General features: G+C 71.2%; 13 protein-coding genes and 1 riboswitch. Of the genes, 6 read left to right on the forward strand and 7 right to left on the reverse strand.

The annotated features are described in order from the left end of the window. Positions 1–120 precede the first annotated feature (120 nt). Both ACZ69M_RS17360 and ACZ69M_RS17365 read left to right on the forward strand, forming a co-directional pair. Entirely contained in the window at positions 121–1,425 is a 1,305-nt protein-coding gene (locus ACZ69M_RS17360; protein WP_470050649.1) for a hypothetical protein, read from the forward strand. A 262-nt stretch (positions 1,426–1,687) separates the two neighbouring features. Continuing rightward, positions 1,688–2,224 carry a DoxX family protein gene (locus tag ACZ69M_RS17365; RefSeq protein ID WP_470050651.1) on the forward strand — a complete coding sequence of 179 codons (537 nt, stop codon included), beginning with the start codon at positions 1,688–1,690 and terminating at the stop codon, positions 2,222–2,224. Positions 2,225–2,365: 141 nt separating this feature from the next. On the opposite strand, the gene ACZ69M_RS17370 is transcribed toward ACZ69M_RS17365, so the two are convergent. Further along, on the reverse strand, positions 2,366–2,590 hold the full coding sequence (locus ACZ69M_RS17370; RefSeq protein WP_470050653.1) for a hypothetical protein: 225 nt from the start codon (positions 2,588–2,590) through the stop codon (positions 2,366–2,368). Next, the gene (locus tag ACZ69M_RS17375) at positions 2,577–4,052 is read right to left on the reverse strand and encodes a PspC domain-containing protein (protein ID WP_470050655.1); all 1,476 of its coding nucleotides are present in this window, start codon (positions 4,050–4,052) and stop codon (positions 2,577–2,579) included. Before ACZ69M_RS17375 ends, ACZ69M_RS17370 begins: the two co-directional genes overlap by 14 nt. A 178-nt stretch (positions 4,053–4,230) precedes the next feature. On the opposite strand from ACZ69M_RS17375, the gene ACZ69M_RS17380 reads away from it, so the two are divergent. Then, positions 4,231–5,520: an ATP-binding protein gene (locus ACZ69M_RS17380; RefSeq protein WP_225900432.1), complete on the forward strand. Its 1,290-nt coding sequence runs from the start codon at positions 4,231–4,233 to the stop codon at positions 5,518–5,520. Next, positions 5,517–6,392 carry a LuxR C-terminal-related transcriptional regulator gene (locus ACZ69M_RS17385; RefSeq protein WP_470050657.1) on the forward strand — a complete coding sequence of 292 codons (876 nt, stop codon included), beginning with the start codon at positions 5,517–5,519 and terminating at the stop codon, positions 6,390–6,392. The genes ACZ69M_RS17380 and ACZ69M_RS17385 overlap by 4 nt, the downstream gene beginning before the upstream one ends. A gap of 22 nt (positions 6,393–6,414) precedes the next feature. On the opposite strand, the gene ACZ69M_RS17390 is transcribed toward ACZ69M_RS17385, so the two are convergent. Together ACZ69M_RS17390 and ACZ69M_RS17395 are read right to left on the reverse strand one after the other, a co-directional pair. Further along, a complete protein-coding gene (locus tag ACZ69M_RS17390; RefSeq protein ID WP_470050659.1) occupies positions 6,415–7,047 on the reverse strand; it encodes a hypothetical protein in 633 nt (210 codons plus the stop codon). A 137-nt stretch (positions 7,048–7,184) separates the two neighbouring features. Further along, positions 7,185–8,267, reverse strand: a complete 1,083-nt coding sequence (locus tag ACZ69M_RS17395) for a C40 family peptidase (RefSeq protein ID WP_470050660.1) — start codon at positions 8,265–8,267, stop codon at positions 7,185–7,187. A gap of 412 nt (positions 8,268–8,679) precedes the next feature. Here ACZ69M_RS17395 and ACZ69M_RS17400 point away from each other — a divergent pair, with 412 nt between their 5' ends. Continuing rightward, positions 8,680–9,033, forward strand: coding sequence for a hypothetical protein (locus ACZ69M_RS17400; protein ID WP_060901458.1), 354 nt, complete (start codon positions 8,680–8,682; stop codon positions 9,031–9,033). Positions 9,034–9,098: 65 nt separating this feature from the next. Here the strand turns inward: ACZ69M_RS17400 and ACZ69M_RS17405 are convergent, their stop codons facing one another. Then, on the reverse strand, positions 9,099–10,073 hold the full coding sequence (locus ACZ69M_RS17405) for a tellurite resistance/C4-dicarboxylate transporter family protein (RefSeq protein WP_470050663.1): 975 nt from the start codon (positions 10,071–10,073) through the stop codon (positions 9,099–9,101). 95 nt (positions 10,074–10,168) lie between these two features. Continuing rightward, positions 10,169–11,338 (reverse strand): C40 family peptidase, encoded by a 1,170-nt coding sequence (locus ACZ69M_RS17410; RefSeq protein ID WP_470050665.1) that lies wholly within the window; start codon positions 11,336–11,338, stop codon positions 10,169–10,171. An 8-nt stretch (positions 11,339–11,346) separates the two neighbouring features. Next, positions 11,347–11,518, reverse strand: a riboswitch (cyclic di-AMP (ydaO/yuaA leader). A 327-nt stretch (positions 11,519–11,845) separates the two neighbouring features. On the opposite strand from ACZ69M_RS17410, the gene pcrA reads away from it, so the two are divergent. Then, positions 11,846–14,365 (forward strand): DNA helicase PcrA, encoded by a 2,520-nt coding sequence (gene pcrA, locus ACZ69M_RS17415; RefSeq protein ID WP_470050667.1) that lies wholly within the window; start codon positions 11,846–11,848, stop codon positions 14,363–14,365. A 68-nt stretch (positions 14,366–14,433) separates the two neighbouring features. Here pcrA and ACZ69M_RS17420 read toward each other — a convergent pair whose 3' ends face one another. Then, positions 14,434–16,101 (reverse strand): M23 family metallopeptidase, encoded by a 1,668-nt coding sequence (locus ACZ69M_RS17420; RefSeq protein WP_470050669.1) that lies wholly within the window; start codon positions 16,099–16,101, stop codon positions 14,434–14,436. Positions 16,102–16,174 lie beyond the last annotated feature (73 nt).

A 16,174-nucleotide genomic window follows, 5' to 3' on the forward strand; every position in this document is an offset into this window, starting at 1 on the left:
CCCGCGCTGACCGGACCTGCCCGACGCGAGCACTGTTTCGTGCGGCACAATGCCCTGTCATCGCAAGGCAGTTGCAAGACTTGCGAGGCAGCTCTCGGCGCGGGGAAGGCGGCAGTGGGCGTGGCGGTGCAGGAGGCGAGACACGGCGCGGAGCGCGGTGGCGGGCTCGGTGCGGGACAGGGGGCGGCACACACGGGCGGCTGCACCTGCGGGGACTGTCCGCACGGAGCGCGCGAGGGGCACCGGCGCGCCGTCGCCGCGTTCCTCGCCAAGCGCGACGAGCTGGCGTCCGGACAGGGACTGCCCGCCGCCGTCGCGCACTCGGCGTCCGCGTCCCGGCAGTGGGTTTCCGACGAACTCACCCAGTCCGCCGACCTGGTCGCCGAGCGCGGACGCGTCGACGGCGAGGCATGGCTGGGACGCCTGTGGCGACGCACGGCGTACGCGGTGTGGGGGGCCGTCCTGGCCCTGCTCGTCGTCCAGGCGCTCACGGCGATCGGCGCGGGCTGGACGGCGGCGCGCACGGCGGGCCTGCTGGCCGCTCTGGTGGTCGCCGCCGGACTGACGGGCGCGGGCTATCTGCACCGGGCGCGCGGCGGGGCCCTCGCCCCGGTCGTCGGCGAGGACAACCGCCTTTCCACCTCACGGGCGATGGCCGCCGGCTGGGTCCTGTTCGTCGTCTACGCCGTACTCGTCCTCGTGGGCCAGCTGGCGGCGGCCTCCGCCCACGGCAAGCGCGACGACCTGATCGCCGGCCTCGAACTCGCCCGCGGCGCCGGTGTGGTGACCGTCGTCGCCGTCGTCTGCGCGATCGCGGTGCTGGTACGCCGGGTCGTGGGCCTGCGGGTCCTCGGGCAACGCCTGCAGAAGGTACGCGCGGACCGGCCGCGCGCCGCCGACCTCCTCACGGACGACTCCGGCCGGGGCAGCTTCGCCGACATCCAGTACGTCGTCATCGGCGCCGTCGCCCTGGTCTTCGCGGCGGTACGGCTCGCCAGGCGCCCGGAGCAACTGCCCGACCTCCCCTGGGGCCTGGCGCTCCTGGTCCTCGTCTCGGCGGCCACCTACCTCGCGGGCAAGTACGCCGAGGGCGGCCGCCCCGTCATCCTCTCCGTCGTCCGCTCCCGTGAGGCCGGCGACCTCGACGCGCCGATCCGCACCGGCGACGACATCGAGATCCGGGGCGCCGGCTTCGTCCCACCCGGCGCCCAGAGCGCGGACCGTCTGTCCCGCATGGTCGTCCGCATCGGCGCGGTGCACGTCCATGTCCCCCTGGTGCCGGTCCCCGGCGGCTTCAGCAACCCCACGGACGCGGTCCTGACCGTGCCGGTCCCGGTCGACGTGGAACCGGGCCGGGTGGAGGTCCAGGTGGTAACGGCGGCCGGAGTGGAAACGAACCGCTGCCTGATCGAGGTGACGGACTGAACCCCGCGGCCGCGGGCGGGGGTCTCACCACTCCGCGGCTGCGGGCGGGGGCCTCACCGGAGTAAGTTCGAATGCGGGCGGGTGGGCCCACCGGAGTCGTTCGACTGCGGGCCGGTGGGGGCCGTTCGCGCAGTTCTCCGCCCCCTTGGGGGCGCGCCCGCGCCATCAAAAAAACTGGCCCCGAGCATTGAGCGGGAACCCGTTCTCGTACGTATGGTCTGTTGAGGGGTCAACGGCACGTGGCGAGAGGCGGCGGAGAGCGATGACTCACGGTATGCGGTCGGACACCCAAACCCCCTATCTCGACGGCGGCGGACGAGACTGGCGGGACACCGCCACCCGCTATGCCCTGTTGCCCCTGCGCGTCTTCCTCGGCGTCACCTTCATCTACGCCGGCCTCGACAAACTCACCAACAGCGCCTTCCTCTCCGACTCCGGCTCCGGCTCGATCGGCGAGCTGATGCGCAATGTGCATGACTCCGCCGCGATCCCGGCCCTTGTCGACCTCGCCCTGAAGAGCCCCGTCGGCTTCGGCTATGCCATCGCCTTCGGTGAACTGGCCGTCGGCATCGGCACCCTCATCGGCCTGCTGGCCCGTCTCGCGGCGCTCGGCGGCGCGCTCATCTCCCTCAGCCTGTGGCTGACGGTGAGCTGGGCCTCCGACCCGTACTACTACGGCAACGACCTCGCCTACCTGATGGCCTGGCTGCCCCTGGTCCTCGCGGGCGCCTCGGTCTTCTCCGTCGACGCGGCCTTGCGCGCGAGGCGCGGGCAACGGTCCGGGAACCTCCGCTACTGAGTAACGCGGGTCAGGGCAGTTCAACGCAGCGCGTCGCACGGCATCGCAGGGTGGCTCGCACGTGCGTCGCAGGGCATTGCGGGCTGGTAGGTGCAGGGAGCCGATCGCCCCGCACCTACCAGCGCTCCGTTTTCGCCCCCGCTACCCGGACACCCCCGCCCCCCGTCGCCGCAACCGCCGCCGACGTATGCCGTGGGTCAGGAACGCCACCGCGCCCGCCAGGCAGAGCCCACCCGTGACGACGGGGATGATCGCGAACCACGGTGTGTCCCACCAACCGCCCGCGTCGCCCGCGTAGGTGACGCCCCCGGCGGTGAGGAACAGGCCGGCGACCAGCTTTCCCGGCTGGAACTCATGACGTGGCACGGACCACCTCCGCCTGTCCCACGCCGACCTGGAGGTCCAGGTCGAGCGTGCCGCCGTTCTTGCCGCCGGTCGGGGCCGGCAGGGTCACCTGCTTGTGCTTGCCCGGTTCCACGTCCACGTCCTTCTTGCCGTCGCCCGGCAGTTGGATGTCCCCGACGCCCACTTCGATGTTCAGCTTCACGGTCGCGTCCTTGGGGACGATCACCTTCAGCCGGCCCGCGCCCACCTCCGCGGCCGTCGTCACCGTCTGGCCCTTGGTGAGGCCGAGATGGGTGAGATCGAGGGTGCCCACACCCGTGCCGAGGTCGAAACGCGCCGGCACGGCGGCAGCGGTCCTGGGGGTCCATTCGACCCGCATCCAGTGGGTGCTGATGTCCTTCGGCATGGCCACGGAGCCGGCCAGCAGCGCTGCCGTGATCACTGCGAGGAAGATCGACCCCGCGCCTGTACGCCCCACGAACGCGCTGAGTGCGATGCCCAGGCCGAACACGACGAGCGCGCAGGACAGACCGGTCTGCAGGCTGATGGCGAGCGGATGGCCGTGCCAGGTCAGGCCCGTGCCGAGGCCGCCCGCGACCAGCGCGAGCAGGAAGACCCAGCCGCCGATCCAGCGTGGGCCGCGCGGCTGCGGCTCACGGGCCGCGCGGAGGTCCCGTATGTCCGGGCGGGGCATGCCGCGGGCGATGTTGAGCGCCGCCGCGACATCCCGGTCCCGGGCGCCCGGCGGGCCCCAGAGATAGCCGGTGCCGCCCACGTGCGAGCCGTCCTTGACGATCGGGTCGCGCCACCAGGACGGGTAGGAGACGGGGACGGGCGGGGCCTGCGCCTCCGGCGGGGCGTCCGCCACCGCCTGGGCGGCGAGCGGGTCGGGGTCGGGGGCGCCGCGCTGCTGCGACCAGTACCCCGCGCCCGCGAGCAGCAGGGAGAGGACGACCGCGAACGTCAGCACGCTGCCGTTGCTCAACATCGACAGGAACACCCCGCAGCCGACCAGCGCGAAGAGCACGGCCGCCAGCGCGTGGCCGTCGACGCGGCCGGTGAGGAGCTTGCGGACCTCGTTCTCCTCCTCGTCGTCGTAGGGAACGAACAGCCAGACGAAGCCGTAGAAGATGAGACCGATGCCGCCCGTGGCGGAGAGCACGGCGAGCACGATCCGGAAGATCACCGGGTCCATGTCGCACTGCCGACCCAGCCCGGCGCACACACCGCCCAGCATCTTCTGCCGCCGGTCGCGCCGGAACCTGCGCGGGCCCTCGGGCGCGGGCGGCTCCCCGTGCACGCGCGGTTCCCCACCTGTCGCGCCCGGTACTCCCACGCCCTCCGCGGCTCCCCCGGCTGCCCGGGCGCCCGTGGCGGTGCCCGCGGAGGGCGGCACGGCGTCCCGCGGCCCGGCGCCCGACGGTGGGGCGCCCGGGCCGGGGCCGGGATCCGGCTCCGCTGCCGCGTGCTGCTGATCTGTCATGTGTCCATGGTGACGGGCGGGAAGGCCCGGCGGCAGTCGGGACGACCCTGGCCGAACCCTGATATCGGCCCTGACGGGGGCGGAGGGAACCGTTCGAGCACCGGTCTCCCGAAGATCAGGGGAGTATCGGGGGTCGACCCTGATGCTCCTGCCCTGCGCCCGTGTGAACATCGATGGCATGCCGGAAGCCGCAGCAGTGCCCCTCGACGACCCGCGGCCCCCGCGCAAGCTCTACCGCAGCAGCGACGGACGCTGGCTCGGGGGCGTGGCGCGAGGGCTCGCCGGGCATCTCGGGCTGCCCGTGATCTGGGTGCGGCTGGTGTTCGTCGGCCTGTTCATGGCGGACGGCCTCGGGGCGCTGCTCTATGCCGCGTTCTGGTTCTTCGTGCCGCTCGGCGTCGGCGGCGTCGACTCCGGGCGCACCCCGGCCTTCACCACCGAGACCGCCCCCGACGGGCGCCGCAGACTCGTGGCCCGCAAGCCGGACCGGGGCCAGATGGTCGCCCTGCTCCTCATGGTCGTCGTGGCCATGGTCTTCGTCGGCAATGTGAATCTCGGCGGTGGGGCAAGGGCCTATCTCTGGCCGACCGTTCTCGTCGGCGCGGGCGTCGCCCTGGTCTGGCGCCAGGCGGACAACGCGCGGCGGGCCCGCTGGGTCGAGGTCGGCCGTCGTCGTCGTACGCTCACGCTGCTGCGCTCCGCGGCCGGGGTCCTGCTCGTCACCGCGGGCGTCTCCGGAATATTCGTGCTCCAGGGCTCGGCGGCCCACCTCGGGTCGGTTCTGCAGGCGGCACTCGCGGTCCTGGTCGGCACGGCGCTCCTCGCCGGCCCCTATCTCGTGCGCATGACCCAGGACCTCTCCGAGGAGCGCCTGATGCGCATCCGCGCCCAGGAGCGGGCCGAGGTCGCCGCCCACGTCCACGACTCGGTGCTGCACACCCTGACCTTGATCCAGCGCAACGCGGAGAACGCGAACGAGGTGCGACGGCTCGCCCGCGCGCAGGAGCGCGACCTGCGCGCCTGGCTCTACAAACCGGAGGGCACCGGCAAGGACGAGGCCGACGAGCCGACGACCCTGGCCGAGGCGGTCCGTCGCAACGCGGCCGAGGTCGAGGACAAGCACGGCGTCCCCATCGAGGTCGTCGTCGTGGGCGACTGCCCGCTCGACGAGGGCCTGACCGCACAGATGCAGGCCGCGCGGGAAGCAATGGTGAACGCCGCCAAGTACGGTGGCGAGGGCGGCGCCGTACAGGTCTACGCCGAAGTCGAGGGCAGGACGGTCTTCGTGTCCGTCCGCGACCGGGGCCCCGGCTTCGACCTCGACGGGATACCCGCCGACCGCATGGGCGTCAGAGAATCGATCATCGGCCGCATGGAGCGCAACGGCGGCACGGCGCGACTGCGCGCGGTGCCGGACGGCGGCACGGAGGTCGAGCTGGAGATGGAAAGGGCGGAGAAGACGTCATGAGCGACGTGAACGGACCGACCGGGCAGACCCCGGCATCGAACGGACCGGAGGATGCCGCCGTGGGCACGGCCGGCGCCGGGGCGGGGGAGAGGGCCGGGGCCGAGGCCGCGACCGGGTCGGCCACCGGATCGGCCACCGAGTCCGTCGCCGGTGTGGGCGCGACCACGGGCTCGACCGCCGGCGGCCCCCACACGACGGCTGCCGCGGGCGGACGCCGTGTACGGGTCGTGCTCGTCGACGACCACCGCATGTTCCGTACGGGAGTACAGGCCGAGATCGGGGAGACCGAGCGGACCGGCGTCGAGGTGGTCGGCGAGGCCGCGGACGTCGACCAGGCGGTCACGGTCATCACGGCCACCCGGCCCGAGGTCGTCCTGCTCGACGTCCATCTGCCCGGGGGCGGCGGTGTCGAAGTGCTGCGCCGCTGCGCCCCGTTGATGGCCGACGCCCGGCAGCCCGTCCGTTTCCTCGCGCTCTCCGTGTCGGACGCCGCGGAGGACGTCATCGGTGTGATCCGCGGCGGCGCCCGTGGGTACGTCACCAAGACCATCACCGGCACGGACCTGGTGGACTCCGTCTTCCGCGTCCAGGACGGCGACGCGGTCTTCTCGCCCCGCCTGGCCGGATTCGTCCTGGACGCGTTCGCCTCCACCGACGCCCCGCCCGTCGACGAGGACCTCGACCGTCTCACCCAGCGCGAGCGCGAGGTCCTGCGTCTCATCGCCCGCGGCTACGCCTACAAGGAGATCGCCAAGCAGCTGTTCATCTCCGTGAAGACGGTCGAGTCGCACGTCTCGGCGGTCCTCAGGAAGCTCCAGTTGTCGAACCGGCACGAGCTGACGCGATGGGCCACCGCGCGTCGGCTGGTCTAGCCGATCGCGTCGAGGGGGTTGCCTACCGGTGTGGCGCCTCGGGCGCCGGGCCCAGTATCCGCAGCGCCCAGCGGTAGTGACGTACGGCCTTCACGATGCCGATGAGGCCGGTCAGCCACAGGATCAGGCCGATGCCCATGCCCTGGACGACATCGCTGTAGAGGGGGTGGCCGGGCTCGGCCCGCGCGGCTGCCGTGAAGGACGTCCAGGCGCCGATCGCGCAGACGCCGAGCGAGGAGAGCAGCCAGAAGAGGCTGAGGCCGGGGGAGCGGAGCCGGGAGTCGGTCGGGGGGTGCCGGTCCAACTCGGACCAGGCGTCGAGCAGTCGGTGTATGTGATGGTCCCGGCGGACGGAGAGGGCGACGGCGACGACGGTCGGGGCGAGCGCGGCCAGGCCCAGCAGGGCGAAGAGCGGGCCCAGGACGAAACCGGTGGGGTCGCGCTGCTCGAGTTGCCGCAGCGGCAGCACCAGCAGCGCCCAGCCGACGATCGCCGCGAGCGCAAGGAGCCAGAGCAGCAGCACCCGGTGCACCCCGAGGCTCCGCCTGCGCAGCTCCTCCAGCGCCCGCCCCCGGTCGGCCAGCAGCGCGGCGCGGTCCGGCCAGGTCCTGATGTGCGCGGGCGGCGGCGGAGGCGGCAGCAGAGAGCCGGGCATCAGAACCTCTCGGACGACGGAGCGACGACGTAGCGACGACGGGACGACGGAGCGATGACGACGGAAACAGAGTCCGCGCCGACGCTACCGTGATCCACTTCTCCGTCCGCACCACACCGCGGCCGCCCCCGCGTCTTTCACGCCACTCGGGTGGCCCCCGCGAACGGCATCTCGTCGACCGGCGCCAGCCGCACGGGCGCCGACGGGTTCGGGGCGTGGATCATCTGGCCGTTTCCGACGTAGATACCCACGTGGCTGATTCCCGAGTAGAAGAACACCAGGTCACCGGGGCGGAGTTCGGACCGTGAGACCCGGTGTCCGGCGTTGATCTGTGTGTACGTCGTGCGCGGCAGCGAGATGCCCGCGGCGCGGTACGCGGCCTGGGCCAGGCCCGAGCAGTCGAAGGCGTCGGGCCCGGTGGCGCCCCAGACGTAGGGGCTGCCGAGCTTCCCGTAGGCGTACGCGACGGCCTCCGCCGCACGCGAGTCGGGGGCCGCGACGGAGCCGGGCGACGGCACCGGGCCGAGGTCCCGCGCGGCGGAGCGCGAGGCGCGCTGCCCGGCGCTTCCCGTACCCCCGGCCGCTCCCAGGTCCCCGAGCTGTGCGCGCTGCTCGTCGGTGAGCCGCGACAGCAGCTGCCGCGCCGTGTCCAGCTTCCCGGTGATCGTCTTCTTGGCCCGCTTCAGCTCCGCCTGACGCGACTTGAGCGAGGCCAGCTCGACATGCGCGGCCCCGCGCAGCTGCTCGATCTCCCGCAACTGCTTGCGCACCCGGGCCACGGCCTCCGCCTGCCGGCTGCCGGCCCGCTCGGCGAACGCGGCCCCTTCCAGATACTGGTCGGGGTTGTCGGACAGCGCGAGTTGCAGCGCGGGGTCCAGGCCTCCGCTGCGGTACTGCGCGGCGGCGATCGAACCCAGCGCGTCCCGTGCGGTGTTGAGCCGGTCCTCCTTGCGTGCCGCCTCGTCGCGCAGCGCGTTCAGCCGCTGCTCGGCCTTGTCGGCCTTGTCCTTCGCGCCGTCGTACTTCTGGGTGGCGACCTCCGCCTCCTCGTACAACTTGTCCACCTTGGCCTTCACCTGTGCCGGCGACAGCTGCGGGTCCGCGTGCCCGGTCCCGTCGAAGCCCGTCGCCGTGGCCGCGCCCGCGAGGGCGATGGTCGCGGCTGCGCGGGCCGTGTTACCACCGAGCGAGCGCTGTCTGGGCTTTCGGTGCGCTGCCACGAGGGCCCACATCCTTCCCGGGGACTTGCCTGCGACCGCCGGGGACGAGCGCGGTCAGCGGGGGACACGTCCGGCGGCGGCCCACACAGGGGGAGCGGGCCGCCGCCGGACCTTTCTCGGCGGTGGTGTCCGGCTGCCGCCCCTGGCCCGGGCGGCGGTGGGGAGCCGGTCACCTGGTGGAGGACGCTAAACCTGAGAGTGATGCCCTGGTGACGTCATGTACGGAAGTGGCGTCACTGGATCGCGGGGTGACCGTATGTGACCGTGATCCCGGCCCGGCGCAGTCGACTTCACGCGGTGTGATGACCGATGGGGCGGTTCCGGGACAATCGGTGGTTCCCAGGTGGTACGGGTCTACAGGGGGTGGGCCGGTGACAAGAGGGGTCAGGGCCGCAGATTAGGCTCCGGCTCCATGGACGTACTCATCCATCTCTTCGTCGGCCTGCACATCATCGGCATCGCCTCGCTCCTCGGTGGTTTCCTCACCCAGATGAAGGCGATGGGCCAGGGCACCGCCCGGTTCGTCCCCGCCATGCTGCACGGCGCGCTGACCATGCTGGTCACGGGCGTCGCCCTCGTCGGCCTCAACCAGGCCGACGACCACTCGGTCAACACCATCAAGATCGGCGTGAAGCTCGCCCTGCTGATCGTGATCCTCGGACTCGTCTATGTGAAGCGGGACGACGAGAAGGTGGACAAGGGCCTGTTCGGGCTCGTAGGGCTGCTCACGACCGCGAACATCTTCATCGCGGTGCTCTGGACCTGACTGCCCCCCGAAGGCCCCCACGGACGGCTACGGCGCTTCCGGACGGCGTCACAGATGCCGGACCGCTACGGCTCCCGCGGACGCCTGACCGCTACGGCCACCACCGCCAGCCACGCCGCGACCGAGATCCACAGCAGCACCTGCCCGAGCCCCCTGAGCCCGCCGACTCCGATGGCGGCCGCGACCGACAGCGTCGCCACCGCTGTCATCCCCAGCGGGAACACGGTCGCCCAGCGCAGCACGTCGTAGCGCGGTCGGGGCCACAGGGCCTCCGCCACGGCCAGCACGCAGTACCAGCCGAGGACGAGCACGAGCAGCGCCTCGGTCACCCAGCGCAGCACGCCGTTGTCGTCGTCGTTCCACAGGTAGAGGTTCGCCTGGTACGCGAGGATCAGCTTCGACCCCGCCAGCGTCGAGATGGCGAGCGCTCCGCCCGCGACCCACTGGTCCCCGGCGCCCGTGGCGACCTCGCGGTAGTCGAAGTAGAACAGCGCCGCCGCGTAGAGCACGAGCCCCAGCCAGAACAGCACCAGCGCGGTGTGCGCGAGCCAGTCCGTGTGCGTCGCGGGGGCGAGCGTCGCGCCCAGCACCGCGAGCCCCTGCGTGGCCACGCAGCCGAGGAACACCCCTCCGGGCATACGGGGCCGCCATTGCCGTACGACCAGGAGGAGCAGGCCCGGCCAGAGCACCGCCGACAGGGCGAGCAGGGCCTCGGCCGGCACCTCCCACCCCAGCGTGACCAGCCGCGTGCCGAGCACGGTGGTCGCCGCGACCGCGGTGAGCGCGCTCGGTGTACCGGCCTCCGTCAGCCACCGCTCCCGCTCCCGCAGCAGCCGTACGACGAAGGCCGCGGCGAGCCCGAGCCAGCCGACGGCCGCCAGGACCAGCGCGATCCGGGACAGGATCTCGTAGCCGGTCTGCTCCAGCCCGATCGAGATGATGCCGGTGGCCAGGATCGCGGCTCCGGCGCCCGGCGGACTCTGCATCCAACAGGTGCGCAGGCCGGTCCACCGGGTACCGGGCGGGGAGATGGCTGACATGGGCCCGATGCTAAGGACCTTCGAGCGGGTTGGCGGCGGGCCACGCGCGCGTGGAGCTCGATGAGCCCCACGCGCGCGTGCCGGACGCCGAGGCGTTAGGCCGGACGCACCACGCTGTGGATGATCGACTCGCCGCCGTAGAAGATCGACTCCTCGCGGACGTACGCGCCCGGCTTGGGGGCGTGGATCATCATGCCGTTGCCGACGTACAGGCCGACGTGGCTGATGTCGTCGTAGAAGAAGACGAGGTCACCGGGCTTGATGTCGGAGAGCGGGACCGTCGTGCCCACGTTGACCTGGTCCCAGGTGGTACGCGGGAGATCGACGCCGGCGGCCTTCCAGGCGGCCTGCGTGAGGCCGGAGCAGTCGTAGGAGCCGGGCCCGGTCGCGCCCCAGACGTACGGCTTGCCGACCTGGGTGCGGGCGAAGGCGAGGGCCTTGTCGGCCTTGGCGGTGTACGAGGAGTCGGTGGCCGTACTCCCGGTGGTGGCGGTGGTGCCGGTGCTCCCGGACGTCGTCTGCTGCTGGGCGGCCGCCTCCTGGGCCTTCTTCTCCGCCGCGGCCTGCTGCTGCGCCAGTTCCGCCGCCTTGCGGTCGGCCGCTTCCTGCTTCTTCTTCTCGATCGCCGCGAGCCGCGTCTTCTCCTCGGCGGTCAGCTTCGACAGCAGGGAGCGGGCCTCGGCGAGCTTGTGCTGGACGTCGGCCTTGGACGTCCTCAGCGCGCTCTGCGTCGTGGTGAGCGTCTGCAGGCTCTTGGATGCCTCCGCGCGCTTCTTGGTGGTGGCGGCCTGCTCGGTGACGTAGTCGTCGACGGCCACCTTCTGGCGGCTGGTCAGCCGGTCCATCAGCTGGGTCTGGTCGAAGTAGTCCTGCGGATTGTCGGCCAGCAGGAGGGTCGCGGTGTCGGGGGCGGCGGCGCCGGTGCGGTACTGCGCCGCGGCGAACGAACCCAGCTCCTCGCGCGCGGTGTTGAGCTTCTCGGTGCGCTGGGCCACGTCGTCGAGGAGAGAGTCGACGCGCTTGCGCTGCTGGGCGGTCTTCTCCCTGGTCGCGTTGTACTTCTCGGTCGCTGCCTCGGCCTGGTGGTAGAGGTCGTCGACCTTCTTCTCGACCTCTTCGATGCTCGGCTTGGAGTCGGCCGAGGGCGCGGCGTTCGCCGTCTGGGAGAGCAGGGCCACGGAGGTGAGGGCCGCCGTGGCGAGGGCGGGGGTCCGTATACCCGCTATGCGCGTACCGGTAGGACTCCACTTGCGATGCGACGCCAAGAGAGACGACTCCTTCCGTCTTCCGCCTACCGAGTTAGCTGTCGGGTTCGGGCGGGTGCTTCCGGAAGGTTTGCCCTACGGTCCTTGCCCCAGCGGACAATTGGACCGATTCACCCCAAGGTCGGTTGGGTCCCCGGCTCCGGCTGCCTTACGGCGCACCGGACTCGGCGGAGGCCGCACGGCCCGGCGGTGTTCGCCGGTTGGGTCGAGCGGCCTGCCCGGCACGGTAGCCAACTCATAAGTGTTCTGTGAAGTTTGATGTGCGATATGCCCGATACATTTTTGTGACCTTGACCCTGGGAGCCACTGATCGGGACCGACTGTGGCTGACCGTGATGAACCGATCCTGAACGGTGACGGCATCCGCGGCGGAGAGGCCGGCGGAAAGAGTGGCGGAAAGCGATCAGGCGTTGTCACGGAAAGAGATCATGAGCGGTCGCGGAAAAACCGGTCGGGTTTTCAGGGTGGCCGCGGGTTGTCAGTGGGGCCGCCTAGACTCGGAGAGCGATGAGCAGCCTCTTTGATGACAGCTTTCTGGCGGACCTCAAGCCTTCCGGGGCCCACGAGGAAGAGCCCCCGCCGCCGCCCGAGGACGGAGCGCCGGAGCCGCTTCCGGACGACCTGTTCGGCGGCCGCTTCGACGCGCCCGCGAGCCGGGACGCCTACTACCGCGACGGCGCGCACCGCCCCGCCGTGGACCCGGCGGCCCTGCTGGACGGGCTGAACGAGAACCAGCGCGCGGCCGTGGTGCACTCCGGCTCCCCGCTGCTCATCGTGGCCGGCGCGGGCTCCGGCAAGACCCGGGTGCTCACCCACCGCATCGCCCATCTGCTGGGCGAGCGCCATGTCCACCCCGGCCAGATCCTCGCGATCACCTTCACGAACAAGGCCGCGGGCGAGATGAAGGAGCGCGTCGAGCAGCTCGTCGGCCCGCGCGCGAACGCGATGTGGGTGATGACCTTCCACAGCGCGTGTGTGCGGATCCTGCGCCGGGAGAGCAAGAAGCTCGGCTTCACCTCCTCGTTCTCGATCTACGACGCCGCCGACAGCAAGCGGCTGATGGCGCTCGTCTGCCGTGATCTGGATCTCGATCCCAAGCGCTTCCCGCCCAAGTCCTTCAGCGCCAAGATCTCGAATCTGAAGAACGAGCTGATCGACGAGGAGGACTTCGCCGCCCAGGCCGCTGGGGGCACCTCCCAGACGGAGTCTGGGGGAGGCTTCGAGAAGACCCTCGCCCAGGCCTACGCGATGTACCAGTCGCGGCTGCGCGAGGCCAACGCGCTCGACTTCGACGACCTGATCATGACCACGGTCAACCTGCTGCGCGCCTTCCCGGACGTCGCCGAGCACTACCGTCGCCGCTTCCGCCACGTCATGGTCGACGAGTACCAGGACACCAACCACGCGCAGTACGCGCTGGTGCGTGAGCTGGTCGGCACCGGCGCGCAAGACGAGGACACCCCGCACAGCGAGCACGACCTGCTCCCCGCCGAGCTGTGCGTCGTGGGCGACGCCGACCAGTCGATCTACGCCTTCCGCGGCGCGACGATCCGCAACATCCTCCAGTTCGAGGAGGACTACCCGAACGCGACGACGATCCTCCTGGAGCAGAACTACCGCTCCACTCAGACGATCCTCTCCGCCGCCAACGCGGTCATCGAGCGCAACGAGTCCCGCCGTCCCAAGAACCTGTGGACCAACGCGGGCGCGGGCGCGCAGATCACCGGCTATGTCGCGGACACCGAGCACGACGAGGCGCAGTTCGTCGCCGAAGAGATAGACCGTCTCACGGACGCGGGCGAGGCGAAGGCCGGAGACGTCGCCGTCTTCTACCGTACGAACGCCCAGTCCCGTGTCTTCGAAGAGATCTTCATCCGCGTCGGCCTGCCCTACAAGGTCGTGGGCGGCGTCCGCTTCTACGAGCGCAAGGAGGTCCGGGATGTCCTGGCCTACCTGCGTGTACTGGCCAACCCGGAGGACTCGGTCCCCCTGCGCCGCATCCTCAACGTGCCCAAGCGCGGCATCGGCGAGCGCGCCGAGGCGATGATCGACGCGCTCTCGCAGCGCGAGAAGATCAGCTTCCCGCAGGCGTTGAAGCGCGTCGACGAGGCGTACGGGATGGCGGCGCGGTCGACGAACGCCGTGAAGCGGTTCAACACGCTCATGGAGGACCTCCGTACGATCGTCGAGTCCGGTGCGGGCCCGGCCACTGTCCTGGAGGCCATCCTCGAACGCACCGGCTACCTCGCCGAGCTGCAGGCCTCGACCGACCCGCAGGACGAGACCCGGATCGAGAACCTCCAGGAGCTCGCCGCCGTGGCCCTGGAGTTCGAGCAGGAGTCCGGTGCGGGTGAGGGCGAGACGCCCGCCGGGCTCGCCGCCTTCCTGGAGCGGGTGGCCCTGGTCGCCGACTCCGACCAGATCCCCGACGAGGACGAGGACGGCTCCGGCGTCATCACGCTGATGACCCTCCACACCGCCAAGGGCCTGGAGTTCCCGGTCGTCTTCCTCACCGGCATGGAGGACGGCGTCTTCCCGCACATGCGCGCGCTGGGACAGGTCAAGGAGCTGGAGGAGGAGCGGCGCCTCGCGTACGTCGGCATCACGCGCGCGCGGGAGCGGCTGTACCTCACGCGTTCGTCCATGCGCAGTGCCTGGGGCCAGCCCTCGTACAACCCGCCGTCCCGTTTCCTGGAGGAGATTCCGGAGACGCACCTGGAGTGGAAGCGCACCGGCGCGACCGCTCCCATGCCCTCGGGGCCCGTCTCCGGTGTGGCCGCCTCGCTGTCGTCCTCGCGTTCGCGGTCCGCGGCGTCCGGTGCCTCCGGCTTCGCGACGCGCCGCGGGGTCCCCGAGAAGCCGGTGGTCTCACTCGCGGTGGGCGACCGGGTCACCCACGACCAGTTCGGCCTGGGCACCGTGGTCGGCGTGAAGGGGACGGGTGCGAACGCGGAGGCGACGATCGACTTCGGCGATGTGAAGCCGAAGCGGTTGCTGCTGCGGTACGCGCCGGTGGAGAAGCTGTAGTTCTACGGGGGGCAGCTTGGCACCTGGCGACGGCGTTCGGTCACGTCGCCGGGTGAGGGACCGATGGATTACGTCGGGTCCAGGCCGTGGCTGCGCAGCCACGGCAGCGGGTCGATCGCCGAGCCGCCCGCGGGGCGGACCTCGAAGTGCAGGTGCGGACCGGTCGAGTTGCCGGAGTTCCCGGAGAAGGCGATCTGGTCTCCGGCCTTCACGACCGTCCCCGACGGCACCTTGTAGCTGGAGAGGTGGCAGTACCAGGTCTCCGTGCCGTCCATCGCGGTGACGATCGCCATGTTCCCGTACGCGCTGTTCCACTGCGTCCGTACGGTGCCGTCGGTCGCGGCCATCACCGGCGTGCCATACGACACCGGGAAGTCGATGCCCGTGTGCACGGACATCCAGTTGATGCCGGCCTGGCCGAAGTAGGCGCTGAGGCCCTTCTGCGTGACCGGGAGCACGAATTTCGGCCGCAGCCGCTCCTTGCGAGCCGCCTCCGCCGCCGCCTTCTGCTTCTCGGCGGCCTGCTGAGCCTTGAGGTCGATACGTTCCTGCGTCCGGCTGGCCCGGTCGGCGAAGTCGTCCGCGCCCGCGGAGAGGCTCTGGAGCTGGGTGTCCAGTTTGTTGTTGGCGGCCGACGGCTTCACCGCGGTCCCGTCGGACGCGCTGAGGGTCGTGTTGTCCTTGCTGTCGCTGCCGCCGATGGTGCCCACGGAGGCGGCGGCGATCCCCGCGACCCCCATGACACAGGCCGAGGGCACCGCGACGGTCAACAAGGCGGAACGCTTCGCCGGGCTGCGCCGCCGGGAACGGGACGCGGACCGGTTCGCGGCACGCGGGGCCGGAGTGACCTCTTCCATGTCCTCCAGCAGCGGCGCGTCCTGCGCGTCACCGGCGTCCTCGAACTCGTCCTCCGCGGCGCCGGATTCCTCGTACGACACCTGCTCGAAGGTCGCGGTCGCCTGCTGGTCGAAGGGCCGCTCGTCCACGTCGGACTCGGACACCGGCTGATGCTCGTAGGCCTCGGCGGCGAGCTGCTGCTCGTACGACTCGGCCTGTTGGTGCTGCTCGTACCCGTCGTACGGGTCGTGTTCGCCCGCGGTGTTCCACTGCGTGGCGTCGTACGCGCCCGTCTCCTGGGTGTGCGCGGTCCACTGCTGGGTCTGGCCGGTCTGTTCGGCCTGGAGCCAGGCGGCCGCGTCCCACTGGCCGGTGCCTTCGGGGCCCGGGTGCTGCGCGGGAATGTTGGCGAGCTGCTGGTATCCGCTCGCCCAGGCGGTCGTGTCGTAGGCACCCGTGTCGTAAGCGGCCTGGTGCTGCGCGGCGTACGGGTCGTAGTGCGGCATCTGGTGACTGCCGGTGCCCCACTGCGTGGCGTCGTACGAACCCGTGCCGTCGCCGCCCGACATGTCGCCGAAGAGAGGGTCGGCCGCGAAGGTCGAGGTCTCGAAACCCGTGGTCTCGAAGCTTCCGGTCGCGTACGTACCGGTGGTGGCGTAGCCGTCGTACGAGGTGAAGTCGCCGTACTGGGCTTCCTGGCCACCGTACGACGCATAGGGCGCCGCGGCGGCATCGGAGGCCGGAGCCGGGGGCGTTACGGTCCCCGACGGGTGACGGTCGTTCACCAACTTCTCTTTCGCCTCGACAACAGGGGCTGGCAGAGCAGTGCGGCGACTGTACCCGGCGGTACGCGGGCGCGACAATCTTCCGCAGGTTTCCTCCACTCGGGAAACGGGCATTCGGCCGTGTTTCGGGGGAGGGCGGGCACGGCTTTGGCCTGGCGTTCGATTGCCGTTCGATGTTGAGGGTGTT

It is taken from the genome of Streptomyces sp. NPDC107454, from assembly GCF_055582885.1.